Genomic DNA, 26,586 nt, shown 5'->3' on the forward strand with positions numbered 1-26,586 from the left:
CGCTGCACCCGACGCGTTGAACTGCTGCACATAAACTTCACCCAGATAGGTGCCCGCGCTGCTGTTCCAACTGACGACAAAGCCCCCGTTCGCCAATGCCGCCACCACGGGCTGTGACACCGCGCCCTGCACGTAGGTCGACAACGTCAGCTGCCCGGTGACGGCCACACCGTTGGCATCGAAGATCTGCCCCGTCATCGCATTGCCGTTGCTGACCCATGTCACCAGCAGATTGCCGTTCGCCAACAGGACCGCGGCCGGGCTCGTTAACCCATTGCCGTAAACGATTTGGCCACCCACCGTGTTGCCGTTGGCATCATAGCGCTGGCCCAAGACCGTGCCATTGTTCTGCTGCCACAGAATCTCGAAGCCGCCATTGGCCAGCGCCACCGTGGTTGGGGCATTCTGGTCGCCGGTGGTGGTCGTATTAACCCGAAACTCGCCACCGGTTTTCTGGCCCCCCGCCGTAAAGCGCTGGGCGTAAACTCCCCAGCCGCTGCCATCCTCCCCCGAGGATTGCCACGCCACTACATAACTGCCGTCCGCCAGGACCGACACCGACGGCATTACCTGGTCGCTGGTCACATAGCTGTTCGTCAGGGTCTCGGACGTGAAATCGTAGGGGCCGGGCATGGTGTTCTCCAGGAGGATGAAAAGGGGCAGCATCGGCCGGCGCCTGATCAAATCAGGGGCCGTCACCGTCATCGGGGGCGGCGTTACCGAAACGAGGGGTTCGGATCAGGGGATCGGGCCGGAAGGGCCAGTAGAGCCTGCGCGGGCAGCAGACGCTCAGGCGCCGGTCGCGCCAGCGGTGGAGGGCGCAGTTTCCACCTTATGGCCCGCCAAGGACCAGTGGCGGTGCTTTCCTTGTGGCCGCCAGTACCCCTCGCCATGGCGGGGGTGTGTTTGATAGTTGCAATACACAGCGTAACCCCTGCCAAGGTTGTGTCTGTCAGAGCAATCAACCATGGCACGGACAAGACTGCAAGCAACAACCCTTAACAGGATGCGGCAATGTGCAGATTTGACATATATCGGCCGCGCGTGATTGTCGCAGGACGCTGCCTCGTAGACCGATTATCTTTCTATATCAAATGAGTAAGGCCACCAGGCACCTGTCGGGCGCCTGGTGGCCTTCAAGTGAACACCATGAAAACGTGTCAGAGGGCCTTGGCCGCCCGCTCCGGCAGGGTGACAGAATCGTCGTCGGAGGGGAGCGCGCTTTTGTCCCACCCCCCGCCCAGCGCCCGGATGAGGGCCACGTCGGCCTGCACCTGGCGGGTGTGCAGGTCCAGGCTGCTCTGCTGCGCCTCCAGCAGGGCGGTCTGCGCTGTCACCACCTCCAGGTAGCTGTCGGCGCCGTCGCGGTAGAGGTTGGTGGCCATGTCCAGGGTGCGCTGGGCCGCCAGGGTGCCGGCGTCCTCATCCCTGGCGGCCGTCCCCAGCCAGCGGATGGCGGCCAAATTGTCCTCCACCTCGCGGAAGGCGTTCAGCACCGTCTCGCGATACGTGGCGGCGGCCTCGTCATGCTGGGCCACCGCCTTGGCCAGGCCGGCGTCCAACCGCCCGCCCTCGAACAGCGGCAGGGTGACGCCGGGCCCCACCGACCAGAAAGCCATGGGCAGCTTCAGCAGGTTGAAGCCCGTGTCCTGGAAGCCGCCCACCGCCTGCAACGACAGATCGGGGTAGTAGGCAGCGCGGGCCACGCCGATGCCGGCGTTGGCGGCCAGCACGTCGCGTTCCGCCGCCGCCACGTCCGGCCGGCGCTGCAGCAAGGTGGAGGGCAGCCCCGTCGGCACAGCCGGCAGGGCCGGCGTCCACCGCACGGGCGCCAGGGTGAATTCCGCCGGCGCCAGGCCCACCAGGGCCGCGATGGCGTGTTCCATCTGCGCCCGCTGCGACGCCACCTGCGAGACCTGGGACCGGGCGGTGTCCAGCTGGGTTTCCGCCCGCGACACGTCCAGCCCGGCCACGATGCGTCCCTGGAACATGGTTTGGGTCAGGCTGAGCTGCTTCTCATAGGCCGTGACCGTGTCGGCCAGGATGTGGGCGCGCTCGTCCAGGCCGCGCAGCGCGAAATAATCGCTGGCCAGCTCGGCCTGCAATCCCAGCCGCACCGAGGCCAGGTCGGCGGCGCTGGCCTGGGCTTCCGCCCGGCCGGCGGCCACCTGGTTGCGCACCTTGCCCCAGAGGTCCAGTTCATAAGAGGCGGAGGCGCCGATGGTGTTGGCGCCGTAGACATCGCGCTGGCCGGCGCCGCGCAGGGGGCGGTCCTTGGACTGTCGGTTGGTGCTGATGCTGGCGGTGCCGTCCACGCGCGGCAGCAGGCCGGCGGAAACGGCGGCGGCATCCGCGCGGGCCTCGTCATAGCGGGCCAGCGCCACGGCCAGCGTGGGGTTGGCCGCTTCGATCCGGTCCTCAAGGCCGTTCAGCACCGGGTCGTTGAAGGCCGTCCACCAAGGGCCGCGCGCCTGCTGGTCCGCCGGCTGGGCCGGCTGCCACGGAGCGCCGCCGGCCTCCTTGAAGGCGGGCGGCAGGTCGAGGTGCGGCGGCTGATAGTCCGGCGCCAGGTTGCAGCCCGCCAGCGCCAGCAGCGCGCCACCGGCCATGAGAGACTTCGTGAAAGACATGGCTGTTACCGGTCCGCCTTCGCCGTGGTGCCCGTGGCCGCTTCCGCCACCTTGCCCGCCCCCTCACCCGCACCGGCCAGGCGCACCACATCGCCCGACACCAGTGTCTCGGGCGGGTTGTCGATGATCTTGTCCGTGGGGGTCAGGCCCGCCACGATTTCAACGCTGTCACCCATGTCGCGGCCGATGGTCACCGGCTTCAGCTGAGCCTTGCCGTCGGGGCCCAGCACGGCCACCTCGGCCCCCTTGTCGCTGGGGACCAGGACGGTCGCCGGGACCTTCACCATGTTGGCGTCGCTGGGCACCTGAAAATGCACCTCGGCGAAGGTGCCGGGCGTCAGCAGACCGTCCGGGTTGTCGGCCTGAAGTTCCACCAGCATGGTACGCGACGCCTGGCTGACGGCGTTGGCCGTTGTCACCAGCGTGGCATCGAAGTGCCGGCCGGGATACTGCGGCAGGTCGAAGGCGGCCTTGACCCCCGGGGTCAGCAGGCTGGCGAAGGCCTGCGGGATCTGCACGTACAGCCGCATGCTGTGCAGGTCCGACACCTGGAACAGTTCCTGCCCGGTCCCGCCGCCGGCATTGATCAGGGCGCCCACGTCGGTCGTGCGGGCGGTGACGACGCCGTCGAAGGGCGCCACGATGCGCTTGAACGCCGTCAGCGCCTCCAGCCGACGGACGTTGGCGGCGGCACTTTCCACCGCCGCTCGCTTGGCGGCGCTATCGCCCACCTTCTCATCCGCCGCCTGCTGCGACACCGACTGCGAGGCCACCAGCGCCGCCCAGCGCTTGGCCGTCAGGTCCGCCAGCTCGGCGGTCGCCTTGGCCTTGGCCAGGTCGGCCTTGGCCTGTTCCAGCTGCTGGTCCAGGTCGGGGGTGTCGATGGTGCCCAACAGGTCGCCCGCTTTCACCTTGGCGCCGATATCCTTGTCCCAGCTTTTGAGGTAGCCGCTCACCCGAGCGTAGATCGGCGCCTGGGTATAGGCCTGCAGCGTGCCCGGCAAGGTCAGCGTCTGCTGTGCCGCCCCGCGACTGACGGGCGCCAGCGCCACGGTGGGAACAGCCTGGTCGGCGTTCCATTGAACCAGTTCGCGGGTCGCACGGGCACGGTCGGTCAAACCGACGACGACGATGGCGCCGGCGGCAAGCAGCGCCATTCCCCCCAGCAAGGCCAAGCGGCGGGGATTGGGGGTGGTGATTTGGGCGGTGGACATGATCGGGTCGCTCCTATCCGGGACGGCGGCTGCGGCTCAAAGGAAGGGGTGGGATCGGGAAGGCTTAAACGGGGGCAGGCGCCGCCTGCCCGCCGGGCTCACGGGCCCGCTCATGGTCACGGGCGTGCACCAGGCTGAACAGCGCCGGCACCAGGAACAGCGTGGCCAGCGTGGCGAAGACCAGCCCACCGATGACCGCGCGGCCCAGGGGGGCGTTCTGCCCCGGCTCGATGGCCATGGGCGCCATGCCGATGACCATGGCCAGGGCCGTCATCAGCACGGGGCGGAAGCGGGTGTGCCCCGCCTCCATGGCGGCGGTCAGGGCGTCCACGCCGGCGGCCAGCCGTTCCCGGGCGAAGCTGATGACCAGGATGCTGTTGGCCGTGGCCACGCCCATGCACATGATGGCCCCGGTCAGCGCCGGCACCGACAGGGTGGTGCCCGTGCCGAACAGCATCCAGATGATGCCGGCGAGCGCGCTGGGCAGGGCCATGACGATGACGAACGGGTCCATCCAGGATTGGAAGTTCACGACGATCAGCAAGTAGATCAGCACGATGGCGAAGGCCAGGCCGATGAACAGCTGGTGGTAGGCGCTGGTCATGGTGGTGACCTGGCCCTGGATCTCCACGTGGCTGGCCCGCGGCAGGTCCGCCGCCATGCTGTCGACGGCCTTCTGCACGTCGGCGGCGATGGCGCCCAGGTCGCGATCCTTAGGCGTGGCGTAGATGTCGATGGTCGGGCGCACGTTGTAGTGGGTCACCACAGCGTCCTGCCGCCCCCGGCTGATCTGCGCCAGGCCGCCCAGCAACTGGCTGGACTTGCCGGCGGCGGCCGGCGTCAGCGGCATGGTCTGCAGGCCGGCCATGGTGTCGATGTCGCGCTGCGGCGTCTGGATGGACACGGGGTAGGAGATGCCGTTCCTGTGATTCAGCCAGAAGGTCGGCGCCGTTTGCGTGCTGCCGGCCAGGGTGTCCAGCATGGTGGTCGCGGCATCCTTTTCGGTGAGTCCGACCAGGCCGGCCAGCGACCGGTTCACCGCCACCTTCAGCGATGGCAGTTGGAAGGCCTGTTCCACTCGGGCGTCGGCCACGCCGGGAATGCGGGCGATCTTGGACAGCAGCTTGTTGGTGTAGGCGCGGTTGGCCTCCAGGTCGCTGCCGACGATCTTCACGTCCAGCGGCGCCGGCAGGCCGAAGTTCAGCACCTGGGTGGTGATGTCGGCCGGCAGGAAGGCGAAGGTGGTACCGGGAAACAGCCGCGGCAGGTCGTGGCGCAGGATATCCACGTAGTCGTCGGTGGGCGCGTGGTCCTTGTTCAGCGCGATCAGGATGTCGGCATCCTCCACCCCGATGGTGCCGCTGTTGCCGTAGGCCATGTTGATGCCGCTGACCGGCAGGCCGATGTTGTCGACCATCCCGCCCAGGTCCTTGGATGGGATCACATGGCGGATGGCATCGCCGACATGGTCGCAAAGGCGGCTCATCTCCTCGATGCGCAAGCCGGTGCGGCCGCGGACGTGGATCTTGATCTGGCCGCCATCGACGGCGGGGAAAAAATTCTGCCCCAGGAAGGGCGCCAGCCCGAACGTGCCCAGCGACACGGCCAGGAACCCGCCGATCATCCAGCGGCGGTTCTCCAGGCCCAGCAGCAGCAGGCCCTGGTAGGTGGACCGCACCGCCTCGAACCCGCGTTCGAAGGTGCGCTGGAACTTCACGAAGGGATTGCGCGTGGGCGCACCGTGGACATCGGTGTGCAGGCCATGGCCGGCGTGGGCCTGGTTGCGAAGGAGGTAGTTGGCCAACGTCGGCACCAGGGTGCGCGACAGCACGTACGAGGCCATCAGGGCGAACACCACCGCCTCCGCCATGGGGCGGAACAGGAAGCCGGCGACACCGCCCAGGCCGAACATGGGCACGAAGGCGATGCAGATGCACAGGAGCGACACGGTGGCCGGCACCACGATCTGCTTGGCGCCATCCAGGATGGCGGTCTCGATGGGCTTGCCGTGTTCCAGGTGCCAGTTGATGTTCTCGATGGTCACCGTGGCATCGTCCACCAGGATGCCCACCGCCAGCGCCAACCCGCCCAGGGTCATCACGTTGATGGTCTCGCCCAGCACGGACAGGGTGGTGATGGACGCCAGGATGGCCAGTGGAATGGACACGGTGATGATGAGCGTGGACCGCCAGCTGCCCAGGAACAGCAGGATCAGCAGGCCGGTCAGGCCGGCGGCGATGACACCCTCGCGGATCACGCCGCTGACCGCGTCCTTGACGAAGATGGACTGGTCGCCGATGGGGGTCAGGGTCACGCCGTCGGGCAGGGTCTTCTGGACGTCGGGCAGGCGCTTATAGACGCCGGCGATGATGTCGAGGGTGGAGGCGGAGCCGGCCTTCAGCACGGACATCAGAACCGCCTTCTTGCCATCCACATGCACCACGTTGGTCTGGGGCGGGCTGCCGTCGTGGACATTGGCGACATCCCGCATATAGACGACGGCGCCGTTCACGGTTTTGATCGGCAAGTCGTTGAATGTGCTGATGTCGATCGGGGAGTCATTCAGGTCGACGGGGTATTCCAGCTTGCCGATCTTCTGCGTGCCGGCCGGGGTGATCAGGTTCTGCACCGACAGGGCGGCGGCCACATCGGTGGCCGACAGGCCGTAGGCGTGCAGGGCCTGCTGGTTCAGGTCGATCTGCACCTGGCGCACCTTGCCGCCGTAGACCGAGGGCAGCACGGCGCCCGGCACCGTCACCAGCTGCGGCCGGATGGAATTCTGCGCGATGTCGTTCAGCCGCGTTTCCGACAGATGGTCGCTGGACAGGGCCAGCTGCAGGATGGGCACACTGGCGGCGTTGAAGGTCAGGACCTGGGGCGGGTTGATGCCCGGCGGCATCTGCTTCAGCACCGTCTGCGAGATCGCCACCACCTGGGCCTGGGCGGCGTTGATGTTGACGCTGGGCTGGAAGAACACCTTCACCACGCCGAAGCCCTGCATCGATTGAGATTCGATATGCTCCACATCATTCACGGTGGAGGTCAGGGAACGCTCGTAATAGCCGATGATGCGCCCGGCCATGTCGTCGGGCTGCAGGCCGTTGTAGGTCCACACCACGGCGATGACGGGAATGCCGATGTCGGGGAAGATGTCGGTCGGCGTCTTCACCGCCGACGATACGCCGAAGATGAGGATCAGGATGGCCATCACGATGAACGTGTAGGGCCGGCGCAGCGCGATCTTGACGATTTCGATCATGACGGCACCCCCGGCTGTGGGCAGGGGCGATGGGCGCGGGGCCGGCGATGGTCATTCATGATGCGGTGCGACACGTCTCGTGATCCCTCGAGAGCGGGTTCGTGAACCCAACACCTTGGGAAATAGGGGACGTCTCAACGAATTGGGATTAAATAATTTTTTTGGTTGCGCCGCAAAATACCGCCATAAACTGCGCCGAGCCTACGGCCAAACGGCTGGGTTTCCAAGCGCTTCGCCATCTGCTGCGCCGCAAATAAGCGCGATGACGGCGCCCAAATCGTTGCCATCGATCACCAACTTGAAGCCATGCAGGGTCGCGATGGCCTGCACCAGCGACAGGCCCAGGCCGTTGCCCTGGATGTGGCGGCTTTTATCCAGGCGATACAGGCGGCGGACCACGGCCGCCCGTTCCGCCACCGGAATACCGGGCCCGGTGTCCGACACTTCCACCACCGGCACAGCCTCCCCTCCGATACCGCCCATGCCGCTGCGGATAAGGACGCGCCCGCCCTCCGGCGTGAACTTCACGGCGTTGTCCACGAGGTTGGCCACCGCCTCGATCAGCAGATCACGGTCGCCGGTCACGAACAGGGGGCCCTTGTCCTCCCGCGCCAGGGCCACTCCCTGGGCTTCGGCCAAAGGTTCGTAGAGGTCGAAGACCTCACTCGCCACTTCCGCGAGATCCACGGTGGTGAAGCCCGCCTGGCGGCGGCTGTCCTCCAGCTCGGCGATGCGCAGCAGGGCCGTGATCATGCCGAACGCCTTGTCCAGGTCGGCCAGCGCCGCCTCCGCACCCCGGCGCAGCTCCTCCGGCTCCTCGGCGGCCAGCCCCCGCTCCAGCTTGGCGCGCATGACCGACAGGGGGGTGCGCAGGTCATGCGCTATATTGTCACCGACCGCCCGAATTTCATCCAGCAGATGGACGATGCGGTCCAGCATCTGGTTCACCCGGGCCGATAGCTGGTCCACCGCGTCACGGTTGCCGGACAAGGGCAGGCGCTCGCGCAGGTCGCCACCCATGATGCGTCCTATGGTCTGCTGCACGGTCTGCACCCGGCGGCGCGCCCGCGCCCCACCCAGGACGCCGGACGCCAGCACCAGGGCCACGGCGGGCAGCAGGCCGGCGATCAGGGTGCGCGCTACCACCCGTTGCAGGGCCAGCAGCTCATCCATGGCGCGGCCCAGCACGACGGTGCCGCCGTCCGCCCGTTTGGCCGCGGCCAGGATGGCCGGCTGGGGCGGGCGGGCGTCGTTGGTCTGGATGTCCAAGCGATGGCCCTTGTCATCGATGGGCAGGTCCGGCGGCAAGGCATCCAGATTGCCGTAGCGCCGCTTGCCATCGGCGTCGAACCAGGCGGCCACGGTGACACGGTGATAGTCCGACATGATGCGGACCTGCAGCTGATACAGCAGGATGTCGTCGCGCGTCTGCGCCGCCACCGCCGCCTCCTGCACCAGGTCGCGCTGCATGCGGCGCGTCTCCACCTCACTGGTTTGCCAGTAGATGAAGCCGAAGATCAGCAGCATGCCCACCGACAGCGCGGTGGCGAAGCCCAGCGCCAGCCGGAACGGGCCCGCGCGGAACAGCTCAGTCCGCCGCACGGAGCATGAACCCGGCGCCGCGCACGCGATGGATCATAGGCAGCTCCCCCATTTCATCGATCTTGTGCCTCAGTTTGCCCATGTGCACATCGACCACGTTGGTCTGCGGCACGAAGCGATAATTCCAGACATCGGTCAACAGCATGGCGGGCGTGATCACCTGGTCCGGCCGGCGCATCATGTACTCCAGCAGCTTGAATTCCCGGGGCAACAGCGGCACCTCCCGCTCCCCCCGGCGCACGGTGCGGCTGAGCAAATCCATCTCCAGCGATCCCACCCGCAGGGTGGTAGCGCGGGTATCCGGCGGGCGACGGCGCAGCGCCTCGACGCGGGCCACCAGTTCCGCCACGGCGAAGGGCTTGGTCAGGTAGTCGTCGCCGCCGGCGTTCAGGCCGCGCACCCGGTCATCGACCGAGCCCAGTGCGCTCAAGACCAGGATGGGCGTGGCGATGCCCTCATCCCGCAGTTCCTGCACCATGTCCAGCCCGTCCATGCCACCGGGCAGCATGCGGTCGGCGATGACCACCGCCACGCTGCGATCGGCGCGCAGCACCTCCAGCGCCGCGGCGGCGGTGACGGAATGGCTGACGGAATACCCCCGGGCTTCCAGGCTGGTGACGATCTCCCGCGCCATGTCGGGCTCGTCTTCAACCAGGTGGAGGTGGGCGATGGTGTCGGAGGCAGGCATCAGGGGCAGTTCCAGGACGGTCCTGCCCCTTAATCTAGTGCGTCCCCGCCGTCTTGGGAATTATACCAGCGGCACGGGACGTGACCCGTGCCGTTTGGGGCGCGACTGCGCCCGCCGCAGCGAGTACCGCAGGGCGGAGCGAGGATAGCCAAGCCCGCGAATGCGGGCGCCGGCGCTTGAGGGCATTTGAGCGATTACGCTCAAATGCCACGCATATTAGGCCACGGCGATCCACACCTGCGAATGCCGGGCGTGGCCGCGGTCATGCCCCTCCGGTTCCCCGGTGGTATCGGCCGCCACCACCTGGCCTTGGGCGCCGATGGCGTAGTTGATGCCGGAGTCGGTGCCGCCGACGCCGCCGGCCGCCGATGGCAGGCGGTTCATGCGGGCGTAGTTGGGGATGGCCAGCATGGGCGTACCGTCCTGCCACTGACCCTTCAAGGCCACCACGCCGCCCAGCAGGTCGGGCCGCCATTCGGCGGTCACCGGCGTGGACGCTAGTGGCTGATCGATGGACGGCTGGTCGGCCTTTTCCACGTTGTAGACCAGCGGGCCATAGCGCAGGGCGACCTTACCCCGGGTCGCCTCTACCTTGTCGTCGCCCGTCACGCGCTGCACGGCCAGGGGCAGGACGAAGTCGACGCGATCGCCGGCCGCCCATTCCCGCTCCACCACCGCATAGCCCTTTTCCATGCGGTACTGCACGGCCTGGCCGTTCACCGTCAGGCTCTCCAGCCCGCGCACCGGCGGCGCGGCGGTGTAAAGGGTGCTGGTGGCGCGGTCGGGCACGCGGATGCGCACGGCGAAGGATGTCGCCTTGGCCGGGTTGACGGTCAGGGCGACCGCCCCTTCCCAGGGATAGTTGGTCTTCTGCACCATCTCCACCGCCGTGCCGGCGACGTCGCCCACGTTGACCCGGCTGCCGATGAAAAGGTTCACGTTCACGCCCGCCTTGTCCTTGGCATAGGCCCAGGTGGGCACCATCAGCAAGGTGCGCGGGATGTTGCCGACGCAGCAGGGGCAGACGTGCCAGGTGGTGCGTTCGGTATCCACCAGCGGGTTGGTGTAGCAGAACGTCTGGCCGTCCAGCGCTGTGGAGCCCAGCAGCGCGTTGTACATCGTCTCCTCATAAAGGTCGGCGTACTTGGCGTCGTGATAGGCGAGGTTGAGCTTGTACTGGAAAAAGATCAGGCCGCAGCTGGAGCAAGATTCGCAGTAGGCGTCGTTGCGCAGGGCGTAATTCTCACCGAAGCCCTCCGCCGTGTCACCGCTGCCCACACCGCCGGTGACGTAATACTTCTTGTTCACCATGTTGTCCCACAGGGACAGCACGGCGCTCTGGTAGTCAATGTCTCGGGTTTCGGCGGCGATGTCCGCCATGCCGGAGTAGAAGTACACGGCGCGCACGGCGTGGCCCACCGCCTCGTACTGCCGGCCGGGCGGCAGGTGGCTCTGGTCGTATTCCGATCCGCCGCGCCGGCTGTCCAGCAGGAAGCGCGCCAGCCGGATGTAGGCGTCGCCGTGGCCCTGCCCCTCCATGTCGTTGACGAAGCGGCCGAAGCGCACCAGCGCCTGCTCCATTTCCTGGTGCCCGTCGAACCAGTCCTTCTTGCCCGGGCCGATGTTGGCAACCCAGCAATCCGCCAGCTTCTTGGCCGCGTTATAGAGGCGCAGGTCCTTGCCGCCCGTCAACGTGTAGTGGTTGATGGCGGACTCGATGAAATACCCAGCGACATAGCCCTCATGGTTGCCCCGCTGCTCCGGCGACCAGCGCGCCGGCCATTTGGCGCGGTCGGCCAGGGTGTAGGCGGTCTGCAGATAGCCGTCCGGCTCCTGCGCCGCCAGGATGACGGGTATCCATTCCCCCAGCTTGCGGCGCATCAGGTCCTGCGCCGCGATGATCTCCTTGTCGCCCTGCGGGTCGACCATCAGGGCGATGCACATGGATTCCACCGTCTGGTGCACCCAGGCGTTGGAAAAGACATAGCCCTTGTGGGACCCGTGCGGCTCCCCGCGCAGGGCCTTGGCCGCCTCGATGAAATTGTCCAGCCCGCCCTGCCCGATCTTCAGGTCCGTGCGCTCGCAATAGTCGATGCAGTGGGGGATCCAGCGGGTGATCAAGGCCTTGGCCCGGGACGACCACAGGGGGCTATCGATGGCGTAGGGGGTGGTGTAGACGACATCCAGCCGCTCATCCGGCGGCGGCGTTTCCGCCCGTACCTTCAGGGTGGAATTGGTGGTCTTGCCATCCGCCTTGGCGCTCAGCTGCAGCACGTACTCGCCGGGGGCGGAGAACCGCGCGGTGGTGTCGACGCGGGTGGCGTCGGCGAAGCTGACGCTACCCGGCCCGCTGACCTTATGCCACAGGGCCGCAGCATGGGGGGCGGCGTCCAGGGTGCGCACCCTGCCGCCAAGATAGGTTTGCCCGCCCAGCACGACGGCGCGGTCCTGACCGGCGGTGACCAAGGGCGGGAACACCGGCACGGCGCCATGGCTCCACACCCGCCACTGCAGCACGCCGACGGAGGCCTTGGCCGCCGGGTCGATGTCCAGGCGCAGCCGCGTGGTGGTGACGGGATCGAAGGTGGTGCGGTTATAGGCGTCGGGCGCCAGGCCCAGCCCCTGCGCGTTGCGCACCGGCACGAAGCGCTTGCCATCCCAGGCCGACACCCGCCAGCTGGTGGGCAACGCCCCCTTCCAGCCGCCCAGCCACCAATAGACATCAACCGCGTTGGTGCGCACCGGCACGTCCCAGCTGTATTCGATCCAGGCGGGACCGGCATGCGGCTCCGTTGCGAAGGCGCCCTCGGTATCATCCTTGGAGCTGGCGGGCGCGGCATTGGTGTTGATGGCCGCCAGGCGCGTGCCGCTGGAGCGGTTGGACCAGCTGGTGCGGGCCATGACCGCCAGGTTGACCGGAGCCGAAGGACTGGCCGCCAGTGCCGTGCGGCCACCGGCCAGGCCCACAGCCAAAGCGCCGCCGCCTGTCGCGGCCAGGAATCGGCGCCGGCCGATCCCCTCTGGCGGTGTTACGCATTCGTCGATCGGACTGGCCTGCGCCTCGGTAATGGAAACCGAGGTCTGTTCAGGTGTGCTGGTCATATTGTTGTTGTCCCTCTGGCCGTTCAGGCCCGTCCGCTGAGCGCCAGCGTAGGCCCCGTGCCTCCCTGCATAGTATTATCATATGATTATTTGGCGGGATGGGTCAACCCGGGGAAGAGGCTCGGAAGAGATAACATCCCGACTTCGACGTTCTCCTGGATGGGACGGAATTAGGCCGCCGCCAACAAGACCTTGGTCACTCCAGAAGCTGCCTTTCAAAGCGGGCAAAAGGCGCAGAGCTGCCGCCCTTGCTCTTAGCCATGGAATAGGTCGGCGAGAAAGGACAGGAACGCCTTAACGTTGGGACTGCCCCGCCGGCTCTCCGGCCAAAGCGCAGTCACTGCAGTTCGCTCCACCGAGTAGGCTTCCAATATCGGCACGAGTTCGCCCCGCGCCACATGCGGGGCGGCAATATAGGTTGCCGAGATTCCGATGCCGCCTCCGCCGACAAGTACCGCAGATACGCCATCGCTAGCATCCACCGTCACGCCCGCATTGGGCGTCAGCTCCACGATGCGTTCTCCGATCCGGAACGGCCAGCGCAGCGATTGGCCTGAACTCTGGAAGCGAAAGTTGACGCACTCATGATCCGCGAGCTGGTCGGGATGTTGCGGCGTGCCACGGCGCGACAGGTAATCGGGGGAGGCATAGGCACACAATCTGTGAGGACCAAGCCGGCGCGACAGGAGGCGCGTATCCGCAAGGTCGCCGACGCGGATCGCGATATCGATGCCTTCTTCGATGATGTCCACCATCCGGTCGCTGAGGCGGAGGTCGATCGAGAGCTTCGGATAGCGCTCTCGGAAACGCGGCAAGGCAGGACCTACCACATGCACCCCGATCGGCAGCGGCGCTGCGATCTTAAGCATGCCTGCCGGTTCCGCCCGGGTCGCGAGTGCCGCCTGCTCGATCTCCTCAGCCTCTCGCAGCAATCGGAGCGCACGTTCATGCAGGTCGCGGCCCTCGGATGTCAGCGTAAGCGATCGGGTCGTGCGGGTGAAGAGCGACACACCGAACTGTTGCTCGAGGCGCTGGACGCTCCTGCTGACTGCGGATGGGGAAACGCCCAGCTGACGCGCAGCGGCTGTGTAGCTGCCCAACGAGGCGGCGCGCGCGAAAGCGATGATGCCGGTCAGCCGCTCCAATCCGATTTGTGCTGTCATGGTAAAAGTAAACCTACATTGAGCCCAATTATCAAGACGTAGGCGAAGATATAATTGGTGGTCATCGACCTCAAGGGCACACCGAAAGGATCACATGATGACCGCAGATTTCCTCTCCCGTCAGCTCGCCGGCAGCCATGTCCTGATTGTTGGCGGCACATCCGGTATCGGGCTTTCGGCCGCCATTCAGGCAAAAGCCGCCGGCGCCGAGGTCATCATCCTAGGCTTAGACAAATCCCGCGCGGAACAGATCGCCGCCGAGCATGGCTTTGCCGGATGGCGCTCCGCCGACGTGACCCGGCCTGAGACAATCGAGAAGGCGCTGGCCGACGTCGGCCACGTCGATCATCTGGTCCTCCTCGCCGGCAGCTTCGTCGTTGGCAGGGTGCTTGATGCCGATTTGGCACAGCTGCACCGCGCGTTCGACGAGCGCATTTGGGCGGCCATTCACACCCTGCGGGCATTGGGCGATCGCCTCGCGGCCGATGGTTCGATCACCTTCATCTCAGGTGCGCTCGGTGATCGCCCGAATGGCTACGGCACCGCCGTGCTCGCCGCTGCCTCTTCCGCAATGGAGTCTCTCGGTCGCGGTCTTGCGCTCGAACTTGCCCCGCGCCGGGTAAATACCCTCTCGCCGGGGCCCATCGACACCCCCCTGCTCGGCAAGGCGCTGGGCGACGGACGCAACGCCTATGTCGAGGGGCTCAAGACCACGCTGCCGCTGCACCGACTTGGCACTGCGGAGGAAGCTGGGGCGGCGGTTGTGTTCCTAATGGCGAATGGCTGGATGAACGGCGCGACGCTCAACATCGACGGTGGCTCCCGCCTGGTCTGATCGTCCTGCGCACAGTCGTTCACGCCTCATCCAACATTCGCACAAATTCCCCAACATTTCAGGAGTCCATCATGACAAGGTCCCTTTTCGGCAAACGCGCCCTCGTCACCGGCGGTTCACGCGGCATCGGCGCCGCCATCGTCCGGCGGCTGGCGAAGGATGGCGCAGACGTGGCGTTCAGCTACGGGGCGTCCCAGACAGAGGCCGAGGCGGTTCGCGACGCCGCGGAAGCGGAGCAGGTCCGCGCCATCGCGCTCCGCGCCGATCAGTCCGTTACTACGGAAGTCCAGGCCATGGTCCGCGACGCCCATGCCGCGCTGGGTGGACTGGACATCATCGTCAATTCCGCCGGGGTGTTCGTCACCGGGCTGATCGGCGATCCTGCGCTCGACATCCCGGCACTGGACCGTCAGCTCGACATCAACCTGAAGGCTGTCGCGACGGTTGTGCGCACGGCCGTGCCGCTTATGAATGACGACGGCAGCATAATCTCGATCGGAACGGCCGGCGCCATGCATCACACCGTGTTTCCCGGCATCGCCGATTATGTCGCGACGAAGGCCGCCATCGCTGCATACACGCGTAGCTGGGCCCGCGACCTGGGACCCCGCGGTATCCGTGCAAACATCATCCAGCCTGGCCCCATCGACACCGGCATGGCCCCTACGGAAGGGCCGGTAGCTGACATGCTGAAAGCGCATCTGGCGATCGCACGATATGGCACGGCCGAGGAAGTGGCTGCCGCCGTGGCGTTTCTGGTCGGCCCGGAAGCAGGTTTCATAACGGGCGCGACACTCGCCATCGATGGCGGCCTGTCCGCCTGACCTTGCCACCTGGTACAAATCCCCCCGCAATTGAAAGAAAAGACCATGTCGGATACAGAAGCGACCCCGGATTACAACGTCCTGCTACGCGCCAATCTGGAACGGGTATTCAACGAAAGAGATCCAGATCAGCGCGCGCTCGCAATGGCGGATCTCTACGTGAATGATCCAATCATGTTCGAGCCCGACGGTGTGGTTCGGGGCCGCGATGCGATCAGTGCTACGGCAGGTCGGTTGCTCGACCAGTTCGGGCCTACCTTCTCCTTTGCTCCCGAGGGCACGGCAGTAGGTCATCATGGCCTGGCCGTATTGCGTTGGCATGCCGGTCCGGAAGGCGGACCAGTAGCCGTCACTGGCGCTGACGCCGCCGAGTTCGAGAACGGCAAGATCGCCCGACTATGGGTTCTTCTCGATCCGGAGAAAGCGTCCTGAGCTACAGCCTCGTGGATCAACGATCTGAATGCCAGTTCGATCTGCCAACGTAGACGACAGGGCGCAATCACAATTTCGAAATGGGGATGGATTTCGGAGTCCATCCCCATCATGAATCACAGACCGGCTCCTGCCGTTCACTCCTAAGTTAGCGCCTATGGGAGATCCCTCCCCCGCCGCCTTCCTGTCTTTCCAACAAGTTACTTGGCAGCAGCCAACAGCTTCTCAAACGCGGCCTTGGCCTTGCCCGTCTGCGGCACCGCCTTGGCGGCGTCCAGGTTGGTGGGCGTCCCGACCACGACCACACCCACCATGCCCATGCCATAGTGCGGCTTGCAGCGATAGCCGTAGACGCCCGGCTTGTCGAAGATGACGGTGAGCGTCTCACCGGGCTTGCCGGTGAAAGCCTGGGCGCCATCCGGCAGCATGCCGGGGATGCTTTCCACGTTGTGGCCGGCATCGACAGACTGGAAAGTCACCTTGTCACCGGGCGCGACCTTCACCAGGGCAGGCTCGAACACGAACATGCCGTCGGCACCCTTGTTCAGCATTTTGACGACGTGCTCGGCACCGAAGGCTGGACCCGCCAGGGTCATCAGGGCCACCAGCGCCAGGGGAAGGGAACGCATTTATACTCTCCGTCGTGAAAAAGGCGGCACGGGTCATCGCCCGTGGCCGCCCTTCCCTACGCCGGTGTCCCTACCCCGTCTTTGCGCTGGCGCAATAATTTAGTCTCGCGGCTCTCAGCCCAGCAGCGCGTCAATGGCGGCGCGCAGGGCCCGCAACCGGTCACGGTCCTTGTCCTTCAGCGCCGCAGGCCGCAAGGACCGCAAATTGCTGACCAGCCGTTCCACTGATGCCAGGTTCACGCCCGGGGTGGTGATTCCGGTGGACGGCTTGCCTTCCACCACCTCCGGCGCCTGGTCCTGCGCCTTTGCGGCCCGGATGGTGCGGATGCTGAGCGTGCCGCTGCGCGCAGATTGAATCAGCCGCTCCCGCGCCGCCGGTTCATCCACCCGTGACAGTTCAACCAGCACATTGCGCGACAGGCCGAGTTCTGACGTCAGAACACCTTCAAGAATATCCTCGGGCAGGGTGAGGATGCGCAGGGTGGCGCTGATCTCGCCCTTGGTCTTGCCCAGTGCTTCGGCCGCCTGGTTCTGGGTCCAGCCCTTGCCATCAATCAGACGCTTCAGTCCCCGCGCCTCTTCCACCGGCGTCAGGTCGACGCGCTGCAGGTTCTCGATCAGCGCCAGCACTTCAGGGTCGCCGGTATGTTCGATGGCCAGGATGACGCCCCAGCCCAGCCGCTGCGCCGCCCGCCAGCGGCGCTCCCCCGCCACGACGACCCAATGGCCGCGATCCGTTGGGTTGCGCCGCACCAGGATGGGCTGCAGCTGTCCCTGTTCCGCCATGCTGGCGGCCAGGCCGTCCAGCTCCTCCTCCGAAAACAGCTTGCGCGGCTGTTCCGGATCGGGCGCGATGTGGTCAACCTGCAACTCAATACTGTGGTGGAAGCGGCTGTCGCGCGACATTACCAGTTCGCCTGAGGCCTCACCAATCATGGCGGATGCAGCCCCCAGGATGGGGGAGGGTCGTTTCTTCACCGTCATGGCGCTTACGCCTCGCTCTCAACAGGAATCAGGTCGATATCGGCGCGGGCCAGCGGCCGGCCGGAAATGATGCAGTCCGCCAGCTTACGATAAACCGCGGTGGCGGACGAGGTGGGCGACGCCTCCAGCGCGATGCGCCCATTGCGCGCGGCGTGGCCGAACACGGCGCTGTCGGGCACGGCCTCCAGTACCGGAACCTTTTCGCCCAGTGCCGTCACCAGATGGGCCAGCACCTCGCGGTCCACCGACTTGCGGCGGCCAAACTGGGTGGGCAGGATGCCAGACAGTCGCAGGCCCGGGTTCAGGCGGCGCTGCACCTTATGGATGGTGTTCAGGATCAGGCCCACACCCATGGTGTCATAGGGCTCGGTCCGCACCGGGATCAGCACCTCCTGTGCTGCGGCCAAGGCCATCCACGTCAACATGCCCAGGTTGGGTGGGGCATCGATGACGATGAAGTCATAGCCGGCGCGCACCGTGTCCACCGCCTCGCGCAGGGCGGCGTCGAAGCCCGGTTCCCGGCGACCGTCGGTTTCCGACAGCTCAATATGGCTGGCCGCCAAATCGAAGGGCAGGGGGACCGCGGTTTCCACCATACCCGGCTTCAGAATGGCATCGGCCATGGCACGGTTCTGCAGGATGACATGCGCCATGGTGCGGCCCTGGCGATAAACTTCCACCGCCGCGTCCGCCAGCAGGGCCACGGTCGCGGTCGCCTGCGGGTCCATGTCGATCAGCAGCACCCGGCTGCCCGACTGGCCCAGGGCATAGGCCAGGTTCAGGGCGCTGGTGGTCTTGCCCACGCCGCCCTTCTGGTTGGCCAACACGAAAACACGGGCGTTGCGCGGCTTGTGCGAAGCGATCTGTTCCAGCTCGGCGGCAACGTCGTCCGGAATAGGTTCCTTGCCGTTTTCCCACCGGCTGATCTTGGGCTTGTCGTAAGAGCGGGACAGCCGCTGGTTCAGCATGTCCTTCAAATCGCCCTGGCTTTGCCGCAGCATCTGGCGCAATTCGCGCATCCGATCGCCGTTCATCGCCCTATCCTTCATTCTCAGGCCCGGTTCTGATGTCAGAACCTGCCAGCGGGACCATCAAGTGTCAACGACAACGTTGATGGTTGATGGTTGATCCTTATTCCAAATCCAATCCTTGGGGGGGTGGACCTCGTCAGACTCTTTTCTAGATTCCAATTGTTCTTGTTCAGAGGGCAGAAATCCGTTTCCTTGCAAAAGCTTAAGCGGCGTTTCCATGTGCTTTGTCCCGAGTCTGGGTGTGCTTTGTCGCCGCTTCCAATGCGTTTTGTCCGCCGTCTATGTGTGAGCTGTCGTCACCGGCCTGTTTTCTATGCGTTTTCTCGCCAGGGGCGCTGTCCAGAGTCCGCGAGACGAGGGCAGGGTGCTTGCCCACCCTTTCCTATGCGTTTTCTCGCCAGGGGGCCCGAGTCGTTTCCATGCGTTTTCTCGCCATGTCGGACGAGATCTGAGCTCTTCCGAAATATAACAACGAAAACAATGAGTTGCCGCGTCATGGCCAGCGGCGTGGCGCCTTTCTTAATGCGTTTTCTCGCCAGCCCCTTTTCAGCCTTTCTATGTGTTTTCTCGCCATGGGCCAGGGGAAGCGGAGTCGCTGGGCTACTGACCGCGATTCACCGGGGCCGGACCCCATTCTTATGTGTTTTCTCGCCAGTTAGGCGGCAGCCGCCGGGGTCTTCATGCGCTTTGTCGCCAGTTTGCGGGCGGCGGCGGCGCCTTTCTGTGTGTTCTATCGCCACCTGCCGGGGGGCTGTTGACTCTGTGTGGTGCCGCTGCTCGACTGCACAACATGAGCAGGACCGCAGCAAAACCGCCGGCAAGGCGTCCGGAGGCGACAGGGGATCCCTTTCGCCTGGACACGGATCCCACCGTGCCCAAGCCGCGTGGCACCATCGAGATCATCGAGACCGGTGGCGGCCTGACCCTGTCCGACAAGAAGTTGTTCAATGTCATCCTGGCCCACAGCTGGGATAAGCTGGCTGATGCCACCGCGGCGCTGCCTCCCTTTCGCGCCGCCACGGCCGATCTCAAGCGCGCCATCGGCGAGGAGACGGAGCATAGCAACGCCCGCCTGAAAAGCTGCTTCGACCGGCTGATGTCGGTGCGGGTGGAGTTCCCCTACCTCAGTTCCGATGGTGAGGTGAAGGAGGGCGGCGCGCCGCTGCTGAGCTTCCGCGCCTTGCCCAAGGGCAAGGGTTACGCCGAATGGTCTTTCCCGGCGGAACTGCGCCCTGCCCTGGCTGAGCCATCGGCCTGGGCGCGCATCCACTTGGCGGTGTGCACCAGCTTCAGTTCCAAGTACGCGCTGGCGCTGTATGAGCTGCTGAGCGTGCGGGTTAACTTGCGCGAACCGGATTGGGAGGTGGATATCGACACCTTCCGCCAACTGCTGAGCGTCAAGAACACCTCGGCCAACAAGAATTTCGGAATCCTTCAGCGCGAAGTGCTGGAACGTGCCGTGCGCGAGGTGAATGAGCTGTCAGCCATCGAGTGCAGCTACACCCCCATCCGGTCGCCGTCGCGCGGCCGGCCGGTGGTGGCCCTGCGCTTCACCATCCGGAAGAAGGAGCGGGCGGCCCTGACCTCCGCCGCGCGCGCCACGGAATTCGCCATTGATCCTGTAGGCCCGGTGGGCAAGGGCGGCTTTGCCGCCGGCGCCCGCGATGCCGACACGGTAGACTTGGAGGATGGCAAGACCGATCGCGACCGTCCCGTATCCGTACTCGGGTTGAAGCGCCGGGTCAGCGACACGGCACTGGAACAGTTGCGCGCCGAATATCCCGGCACTGATATCGATATGGCGCTGGACCGCTGGGCTGATTGGGCGTCGGGTCAGACGGGCAAGATACGCAACGCCGACTTGGCCTTCGCCGGCTTCGTGCGCAAGCTGGCGGGTGAGTCGCCGCCGGTGGTCGTCGCCGCCCCGGCACCGGCCTTGCCGGCGCCGCGCGGCACCCACCAGGGGCTGATTGATCGACTAGCGGCGGAACCGCTGGACGTGCGCACCCGTTTGTACAAGCGGGCCCGCGAATTGGGCGCGCCGGAAGTGCGGGCGGCGTCGGCCGCCAGCAACATACACAAGTGGGTGGATTGGGTGGCGGAGGAAGTGGCCGGCGTCCTGCGCTGATCCAATTGGCGCTGGGTCTGGTTCTGACGTCGGAACTGGCGGGCTCTACGGTTTCACGGACACCAAAACGACGGAAAAGTCAGCTTGTTTCGGAAGAGACGCAAGTTAAGTATGGTATCGCTTGCGCTACCCCGGGGTGAAGCTATTCCAGAAGCGCCAACATATCCCGGGCGGTCGTAACGTCGGGAACATCATGGTCGTCTGCGAATCGCGCCAGGGTGGAGCGCAACAGCGCGCGGCCCTTGTCCTTAAAGCCCTGGCTGGCCCATAGCGTCGCCAAATCCGTAGCGGCGCGTAGTTCCCAGGACCCCGACCCCTGATTGCGGCTCTGCCGAAGCGCCTCCAGCAAGCATGCTTCTGCCCCGGTGTCGTCCAGCCCAGGTGCCGCGATCAGGATGCATCCCTTCACCCGCAACAGTTCGGGAATGTAGGAGGTGTAGCCCGTGGTCTCGATGAAGCGCGTCGTCTCACGCACTTGGGCCATGGCTTCCCGCCAGCGGCCCGCCTTGGCCAATCCGTCGGCCAGCACGACATAGAACCGCCCGGTGAACAGTTCGTACCGCGCCGCGTGCAACTGCTCCAGATGGACGCGCAGCTTCTCCGCCCCCGCATCGATGTCACCCCGACGGATGGCCAATTCAGCCTGGAAGGCTTGTCCAACATGACGATAGGGCGCGAGGGACTGTGATATCGCGTTCGCCACCAGCCAGTCCAGTCGCGCCTCGGCCGCGTCCAGGTCGCCGATCCACAGCAGGGTGGCAACGGCATTGACCATGAGGGCGAAGGCTACCGGATGGTGCATTGTCTCAATATCACGAAGCTGCTGGTGGATCAGCGCCCGTGCCTGGGTCGGACGGCCCTGCATCCATAGCGTCGTCACCAGCACCAGGCTTGCCCAGTTGCGGTGATCGAACCCGAAATGGATCTGACGGTCGCCCGCGAGCGTTTCGGCGCTCAGGACCGCGTCCAGTTCAACCCGCGCCCGGCCAAGGTCCCCCAGGATGTGCAGGGCCATGCCCATCAGCGTATGGGCCAGCGCCGTCGCTTCCGGGTCTCCCAGCGGGCCGGCGATGTCCATGCAGCGCTCGGCATAGCGCAGGCAGGCCCTGAAATTCCCGCTGCGCAAGTGGAAGAAGTGCAAGGGCCCGAGTAGCCGCGCTTCGTTGAGACGGTCGCCGAGCGCCCGCGCGATGTCGAGGCTGCGGTGCAAGGCCGCGACTGCCGCCTCACCATGACCCTGGATGAACATCAGCGACAGTCCCAGCGCGGCCTGGAGCTGCATTTCCTCAGGCCCGCCCCGGTGGTGCTCCTCCATGGCCCCCAGCGCCCGCTCCGACCACCGATGGCACTCCGGCATCAGCGCCATGGTGCGGAAGACCGGTGCCGCGGCGGCGGCCAGCCCAGCACCGATGGAAACGTCGCCATCGTTGCCAAAGCACCAGGTCAAGGCGGCGCGGACATTGTTAAGGGCGGCGAAGTGCGGCGCCCGGTCCAGGCCCGTCGACAGGGATGGCCATTCGTTGCCCGTTTGCTCCAGCCAGCGCCGATAATAGGCGGCATGGCGGGCGGCCAGGCCAGGACCCTCGCCATCGTTCCCACGGGTGTCGATCATATAGGCGCGCGTCGTGTCCAGCAGGCGGTAGCGCATCACGGCCCCGAAGGGACGCGCCGCCACCATGGACTTCTCCACCAGGCTGTCGATGGCTTCGGACACCGCCGCCTGGTCCAGGCCACCACCGGCGACCACGTCCAGCGCCGCCTCCAGCGAGAAATGGCCGACGAAGACGGCCAGCCGCCGTAGCACCGTGCGCTCGACATCCGACAACAGCTCATAGCTCCAGTCCAGCGTCGCCTGCAGGGTCTTCTGCCGAGGTGGGGCGGTGCGCAGGCCGTGCCATAGCAGCGTCAGGCGCTGGTCCAGCAGGGCGGCGGTCTGCTCCAGGCCATAGGCCTCGACCCGACGGGCCGCCAGTTCGATTGCCAGCGCCACACCGTCCAGCTTGCGGCAGATGTGGCAGACGAGGGCGGCCTTGGCGTCGTTGACCTCCAGCCGGGCGCCGCTGGCCACGGCGCGCTCGATGAACAGCTGCGTCGCCGGGAACTGCTGAACGGCGATCACGCCAAGGTCCGACATGCCCGTGGGGTAGGCCAAGGCATCCAGCCGGTAGACGCGCTCCCCTTCGATGCGCAGCGCCTCCCGGCTGGTGGCCAGGATATGCACGTTGCGGGTGCCGCTGGTGATAGCGGCAGCGAGCTCCGCGATCGCCTCCACCAGGTGCTCGCAAGTATCCAGGATGAGGAGGACGCGCTTGTCCTTCAGGAATTGCACCAGGCTGGGCGTCGGATCGTCCGATTGGACCGACAGGCCCAGCAGCGAGGTGAGCGCGGTTGCCGCCAACCGGGGGTCGGTGATCATGCCGAAATCGACAAACAGCACCGAGCCGGAGAACGCCGCAGCCAGGGCATGCGCGACGGCCACGGCGACGGTGGTTTTACCCACCCCGCCGGGGCCGACGATGGTGACGAGGCGCCCATCCGCCAGTTGGGCCGACAGCGCTATCACATCCGCATCCCGCCCTATCATGCGGCCCAGGCGCGGTGGAAGGTTGGCATGCTGAAAACGGGTAGGGGCGGGCGGCCCCTTGCGTGGGGGCCTGGTTCTGGTGATGGGGGCGACGAAGCAATAGCCGCGGCCGGTAATGGTGGCGATGTAGCGCGCGCCTTCTACGCCGTCGCCCAGCGCCTTGCGCAGGTTGGCGATGTGAAAGCGCAGGTTGGCCTCCTCGACGGTGACGTCGGGCCACACGAGGGACATCAGGGTCTGTTTGTTGATGACCTCATTGGGCGAGGCCACCAGTGCCGACAGGATGTCCAGCGCGCGAGCGCCCACGTCCACGGGCAGGCCATCCCTTGTGAGCAGTCGTTCGCCCATGACCAGCTTGAAAGGCCCGAAGGCTAGTCCGTGCTCGTGTTCATCGATCGCGGTCGCCATCGTTCTTGCCTTCGATGCCGATTTAACCGCGTTCAACGTTAGATTAAATGCGCAACCTGCGCCATATGCGGTTGGCATAAAAGGGCTTTCGTCTTCGGACTTACAACGGCATGGCCTTGCGAAGGCAACGCTGCAGCGTCGACGTAACCATCACCCTGGTGTGGTTGCGGAAGTCATCGGCGCCGGGTCCATGAACCAGCCGTGTGGAGTTCTGACATCAGAACTCCACACGCTTCCGGAGGCTCAATGGGCGGGCGGCAGATAGATACCCTGCATGGCGATCACCCACATGCAGCCTGTGGGCGCTTCTTTCCGCAAGTCTGGCAGGGCGAAGGTGGTGTGTCCGTCGCCGCCGAACTTTCGACCCAGCAGGGAGAAGAGCGCCTGATTGTTACGGATGGGCAGCTGTGTGCCGTCGCACAGGTGGAAACCCTCCGGCACATAGGTGCCTGGCCACAACATGATACTGGCGAGGTAGGGATCGTCCATGAAGGTCCTCTGCATTATAGGCGCCGAGTCGGCGGAAAAGGGTGTGTCTGGGTGGGAAATGCCCTCGCATGTTGTGCCCTAGCAGTTGGGTTTGATCAATCCTGTCGCGCGCTGCCCATCGCGCTGTGGCGGCCCGGGCCGACCTGTCGCGGGCCGCCGCTCTCAGCGTCCACCGCCTTCATGACTGAATCGCCGCCGCCTCAGATACTGGTGCTTGGCTCAGTCTCCGCATCGCGCTGGCCAAAGGAATTGGTGGTATCGTCTCGCCGCCGCCGAATTGAATAGGCCGGGCACAACGGGCGTGCACCTCTCCCCATGATGAGTGTGCTGCGGAATCGGTTCTGGCTTTGGAATAGGCCCACCTAAAACGGGACAATTTTATCGATAATTTCTTGAGTCTGGCCGGTCCAAAGTGACCCGCTACAGCAGTTGCGGCCAATGGCGACCCGAGGCACTGCGATTCCACGGGTCCAATAGGCGGGAGTTGGTGCATCTTTACCAGGACGAGGACAGCGTTATCATGTCCCCATTGCCTCTAAACAGAGTCGTTGGTTGGCGGGACGAACCTATTCGAAGGAATATGAAGGAACAAAGGCAGCCCATATATTGGGCAGGGGGCCGTTCTGTTTGGCTCATACTGGTAGGACCATCCGTTTGGTAATGCCTCGTTAACGCTTTGGGGTATGAAGATTCATGGGCTTCATTAGCCATATGGGCAAAATACGCCTTGAAGTTACCCTCGCATCTTATTATCGTGGCCGCCAGGCTATCCGTGTGCCAGAGGTCTCTTTCGACTTTAGGAGTATCGGGGTTGCCAGGCGGCATATGTCCAGAAGGGACGCCGTCAGGGTGCGTGGGGTCCCGTTGCCGTTTCCATAAGGGAAGCGTTAACCGGGGTGTGATTTTCATATCAACCGCATGGCTGTGGTTGCGCCCAAAAAATGGGTGTTTTTAGCGCCGTCCATGAGGCATCTCAAACGAGGTGCGATCGGAGGTTGTAAATGGTCTCGCCTATTACTTTCCTGGGCCCGTCTCAGATTGCCGCCCTGTCCACGGCGAACATCCAGGCTCTCAGCACGGCTGATGTTGCCGCGCTGTCGACAACCCAGATCCAGGCGCTAACGACGACCCAGGTGGCGGCCTTCCAGGCCAGCCAGATGGTCTTCAGTGTTTCTCAGCTTCAGGCATTCAGCGATGCGGACATTAGTGTCCTGTCCACGGATGATTTTGAGGCGCTGAAGTCCAATCAGGTCCAGGCGCTGACATCCGATCAGATCCAGGCGCTGACCACCGACCAGCTCGGTGCGATCTCGACCACGTCCATCCAGGAATTCAGCAAGACCCAGGTCGGGTTCTTGACGACGGCGCAGATCAGCGCCTTCAACACCGCCGATGCGCGCGCCCTGACGACGACGCAGCTCTCCGGGTTGACCTCCACTCAGATTTCCGGCCTCAGCAGCGACAATCTGTCGGCGCTCAACAGCGCTCAGGTGCAGTCGCTGTCCACCGTGCAGCTGCAGGGCCTGACCACCAGCCAGCTGAACGCGCTCAGCACCTCGGACATCAATGAGTTCAGCGCCAGCCAGATCGGCGGCCTCAGCGCCAGCCAGATCGGCGGCCTCAGCAGCGACAACCTGAACGCGCTCAACAGCGCGCAGGTGGTGAAGCTGACCAGCACCCAGATCCAGGCGCTGACCACTGACCAGCTGAACAGCCTGACGTCATCGGACGTTCGGGAACTGACGACCGCCCAGATCGGCCAGCTGACCACGGCCCAGGTCTCGAACCTGACCACGAGTGTGATCTCGTCGCTGACGACGGCGCAGGTGGCCAGCCTGACGACGGCGCAGGTTCAGCAGCTGTCGACCGATCAGCTGGCCTCGCTCAGCACGGCGGACGTCCGCGCGCTGACGACGGCCCAGGTGGGTGCGCTGACGACCAGCCAGGTGTCCGGCCTGACGACCAGTAACTTGAATGCGCTCAGCAACACCCAGGTGGCCAAGCTGTCCAGCAGCCAGATCCAGGCCCTGACCACGGATCAGCTGGGTAGCTTGACCAGCTCAGACGTACAGGAGCTGTCCAGCGCCCAGATCGGCCAGCTGACGACGACCCAGCTGTCCCAGCTGGGCACTGACCAGCTGAACGCCCTGAGCTCCAGCCAGGTTGCCGGCCTGACGACGGCGCAGGTTCAGTCGCTGACGACCACCCAGGTGTCGGTGCTGGGCACCGCCCAGCTGACCAGCCTGTCGGCCACACAGGTGAAGGCGCTATCGACCGACCAGCTGAATGCGCTGGGCACGGCCACGGTGCAGAAGCTGACGACGGCGCAGGTTCAGTCGCTGACGACCACGCAGGTCTCCGGCCTCAGCAGCGATAACCTGAACGCGCTGACCAGTACCCAGGTGTCCAGCCTGAACAGCGCGCAGGTTCAGTCGCTGACCAGCAGCCAGCTGAACAGCCTGACGACCGCCGACATCCGTGAGCTGACCACGGCGCAGGTCAGCCAGCTGACGACGGCGCAGGTGTCCAACCTCAGCAGCGATAACCTGAACGCGCTGACCAGCGCCCAGGTGTCGAAGCTGAC

General features: G+C 65.3%; 16 protein-coding genes and 2 pseudogenes. 5 read left to right on the forward strand and 13 right to left on the reverse strand.

Going from position 1 to position 26,586, the window contains the following annotated elements:
* The 8 genes and pseudogenes from FBZ87_RS29350 to FBZ87_RS24470 form a co-directional block, all read right to left on the reverse strand.
* A pseudogene (locus FBZ87_RS29350) lies at nucleotides 1–666 on the reverse strand (hypothetical protein); the annotation flags it as partial.
* Between the two features lie 494 nt (nucleotides 667–1,160).
* Nucleotides 1,161–2,630, reverse strand: a complete 1,470-nt coding sequence (locus FBZ87_RS24440; RefSeq protein ID WP_145613198.1) for an efflux transporter outer membrane subunit — start codon at nucleotides 2,628–2,630, stop codon at nucleotides 1,161–1,163.
* Nucleotides 2,631–2,635: 5 nt separating this feature from the next.
* Nucleotides 2,636–3,844 (reverse strand): efflux RND transporter periplasmic adaptor subunit, encoded by a 1,209-nt coding sequence (locus FBZ87_RS24445; protein WP_186454958.1) that lies wholly within the window; start codon nucleotides 3,842–3,844, stop codon nucleotides 2,636–2,638.
* A 64-nt stretch (nucleotides 3,845–3,908) separates the two neighbouring features.
* On the reverse strand, nucleotides 3,909–7,103 hold the full coding sequence (locus tag FBZ87_RS24450) for an efflux RND transporter permease subunit (RefSeq protein WP_145613199.1): 3,195 nt from the start codon (nucleotides 7,101–7,103) through the stop codon (nucleotides 3,909–3,911).
* 201 nt (nucleotides 7,104–7,304) lie between these two features.
* Nucleotides 7,305–8,705 carry a sensor histidine kinase gene (locus FBZ87_RS24455; protein WP_145613200.1) on the reverse strand — a complete coding sequence of 467 codons (1,401 nt, stop codon included), beginning with the start codon at nucleotides 8,703–8,705 and terminating at the stop codon, nucleotides 7,305–7,307.
* Nucleotides 8,692–9,393, reverse strand: coding sequence for a response regulator transcription factor (locus tag FBZ87_RS24460; protein WP_145613201.1), 702 nt, complete (start codon nucleotides 9,391–9,393; stop codon nucleotides 8,692–8,694). Before FBZ87_RS24460 ends, FBZ87_RS24455 begins: the two co-directional genes overlap by 14 nt.
* A gap of 216 nt (nucleotides 9,394–9,609) precedes the next feature.
* Nucleotides 9,610–12,495 (reverse strand): glycoside hydrolase family 127 protein, encoded by a 2,886-nt coding sequence (locus FBZ87_RS24465; RefSeq protein ID WP_145613202.1) that lies wholly within the window; start codon nucleotides 12,493–12,495, stop codon nucleotides 9,610–9,612.
* A 254-nt stretch (nucleotides 12,496–12,749) separates the two neighbouring features.
* A complete protein-coding gene (locus tag FBZ87_RS24470) occupies nucleotides 12,750–13,658 on the reverse strand; it encodes a LysR family transcriptional regulator (protein WP_145613203.1) in 909 nt (302 codons plus the stop codon).
* A gap of 94 nt (nucleotides 13,659–13,752) precedes the next feature.
* On the opposite strand from FBZ87_RS24470, the gene FBZ87_RS24475 reads away from it, so the two are divergent.
* From FBZ87_RS24475 to FBZ87_RS24485, 3 genes are all read left to right on the forward strand, one after another.
* A complete protein-coding gene (locus FBZ87_RS24475) occupies nucleotides 13,753–14,493 on the forward strand; it encodes an SDR family oxidoreductase (RefSeq protein WP_211107165.1) in 741 nt (246 codons plus the stop codon).
* 71 nt (nucleotides 14,494–14,564) lie between these two features.
* Nucleotides 14,565–15,317: an SDR family NAD(P)-dependent oxidoreductase gene (locus FBZ87_RS24480; RefSeq protein WP_145613204.1), complete on the forward strand. Its 753-nt coding sequence runs from the start codon at nucleotides 14,565–14,567 to the stop codon at nucleotides 15,315–15,317.
* Between the two features lie 45 nt (nucleotides 15,318–15,362).
* Entirely contained in the window at nucleotides 15,363–15,749 is a 387-nt protein-coding gene (locus FBZ87_RS24485; protein ID WP_145613205.1) for a nuclear transport factor 2 family protein, read from the forward strand.
* Nucleotides 15,750–15,949: 200 nt separating this feature from the next.
* Here the strand turns inward: FBZ87_RS24485 and FBZ87_RS24490 are convergent, their stop codons facing one another.
* From FBZ87_RS24490 to FBZ87_RS24500, 3 genes are all read right to left on the reverse strand, one after another.
* Nucleotides 15,950–16,378, reverse strand: coding sequence for a pseudoazurin (locus FBZ87_RS24490; RefSeq protein WP_145613206.1), 429 nt, complete (start codon nucleotides 16,376–16,378; stop codon nucleotides 15,950–15,952).
* Nucleotides 16,379–16,492: 114 nt separating this feature from the next.
* Nucleotides 16,493–17,362 carry a ParB/RepB/Spo0J family partition protein gene (locus FBZ87_RS24495; RefSeq protein WP_145613207.1) on the reverse strand — a complete coding sequence of 290 codons (870 nt, stop codon included), beginning with the start codon at nucleotides 17,360–17,362 and terminating at the stop codon, nucleotides 16,493–16,495.
* A 5-nt stretch (nucleotides 17,363–17,367) separates the two neighbouring features.
* Entirely contained in the window at nucleotides 17,368–18,396 is a 1,029-nt protein-coding gene (locus tag FBZ87_RS24500) for an AAA family ATPase (protein ID WP_186454959.1), read from the reverse strand.
* Nucleotides 18,397–19,264: 868 nt separating this feature from the next.
* On the opposite strand from FBZ87_RS24500, the gene FBZ87_RS24505 reads away from it, so the two are divergent.
* Nucleotides 19,265–20,521 carry a replication initiation protein gene (locus FBZ87_RS24505; protein ID WP_186454960.1) on the forward strand — a complete coding sequence of 419 codons (1,257 nt, stop codon included), beginning with the start codon at nucleotides 19,265–19,267 and terminating at the stop codon, nucleotides 20,519–20,521.
* Between the two features lie 142 nt (nucleotides 20,522–20,663).
* Here the strand turns inward: FBZ87_RS24505 and FBZ87_RS24510 are convergent, their stop codons facing one another.
* A complete protein-coding gene (locus FBZ87_RS24510; protein WP_145613209.1) occupies nucleotides 20,664–23,513 on the reverse strand; it encodes an ATP-binding protein in 2,850 nt (949 codons plus the stop codon).
* A gap of 243 nt (nucleotides 23,514–23,756) precedes the next feature.
* On the reverse strand, nucleotides 23,757–24,002 hold the full coding sequence (locus FBZ87_RS24515; protein ID WP_145613210.1) for a phage tail protein: 246 nt from the start codon (nucleotides 24,000–24,002) through the stop codon (nucleotides 23,757–23,759).
* A gap of 1,001 nt (nucleotides 24,003–25,003) precedes the next feature.
* Here FBZ87_RS24515 and FBZ87_RS24520 point away from each other — a divergent pair.
* Nucleotides 25,004–26,586 (forward strand): annotated as a pseudogene (locus FBZ87_RS24520) (beta strand repeat-containing protein); the annotation flags it as partial.

It is taken from the genome of Nitrospirillum amazonense (assembly GCF_007828035.1).
Lineage (GTDB): Bacteria > Pseudomonadota > Alphaproteobacteria > Azospirillales > Azospirillaceae > Nitrospirillum > Nitrospirillum amazonense.

What these genes read in the sequence shown, in the direction of transcription:
- FBZ87_RS24440 (WP_145613198.1), bottom strand. Translation starts at nt 2,630, where the DNA reads ATGTCTTTCACGAAGTCTCTCATGGCCGGTGGCGCGCTGCTGGCGCTG.
- FBZ87_RS24445 (WP_186454958.1), bottom strand. Translation starts at nt 3,844, where the DNA reads ATGTCCACCGCCCAAATCACCACCCCCAATCCCCGCCGCTTGGCCTTG.
- FBZ87_RS24450 (WP_145613199.1), bottom strand. Translation starts at nt 7,103, where the DNA reads ATGATCGAAATCGTCAAGATCGCGCTGCGCCGGCCCTACACGTTCATC.
- FBZ87_RS24460 (WP_145613201.1), bottom strand. Translation starts at nt 9,393, where the DNA reads ATGCCTGCCTCCGACACCATCGCCCACCTCCACCTGGTTGAAGACGAG.
- FBZ87_RS24465 (WP_145613202.1), bottom strand. Translation starts at nt 12,495, where the DNA reads ATGACCAGCACACCTGAACAGACCTCGGTTTCCATTACCGAGGCGCAG.
- FBZ87_RS24470 (WP_145613203.1), bottom strand. Translation starts at nt 13,658, where the DNA reads ATGACAGCACAAATCGGATTGGAGCGGCTGACCGGCATCATCGCTTTC.
- FBZ87_RS24475 (WP_211107165.1), top strand. Translation starts at nt 13,753, where the DNA reads ATGATGACCGCAGATTTCCTCTCCCGTCAGCTCGCCGGCAGCCATGTC.
- FBZ87_RS24480 (WP_145613204.1), top strand. Translation starts at nt 14,565, where the DNA reads ATGACAAGGTCCCTTTTCGGCAAACGCGCCCTCGTCACCGGCGGTTCA.
- FBZ87_RS24485 (WP_145613205.1), top strand. Translation starts at nt 15,363, where the DNA reads ATGTCGGATACAGAAGCGACCCCGGATTACAACGTCCTGCTACGCGCC.
- FBZ87_RS24490 (WP_145613206.1), bottom strand. Translation starts at nt 16,378, where the DNA reads ATGCGTTCCCTTCCCCTGGCGCTGGTGGCCCTGATGACCCTGGCGGGT.
- FBZ87_RS24495 (WP_145613207.1), bottom strand. Translation starts at nt 17,362, where the DNA reads ATGACGGTGAAGAAACGACCCTCCCCCATCCTGGGGGCTGCATCCGCC.
- FBZ87_RS24500 (WP_186454959.1), bottom strand. Translation starts at nt 18,396, where the DNA reads ATGAACGGCGATCGGATGCGCGAATTGCGCCAGATGCTGCGGCAAAGC.
- FBZ87_RS24510 (WP_145613209.1), bottom strand. Translation starts at nt 23,513, where the DNA reads ATGGCGACCGCGATCGATGAACACGAGCACGGACTAGCCTTCGGGCCT.
- FBZ87_RS24515 (WP_145613210.1), bottom strand. Translation starts at nt 24,002, where the DNA reads ATGGACGATCCCTACCTCGCCAGTATCATGTTGTGGCCAGGCACCTAT.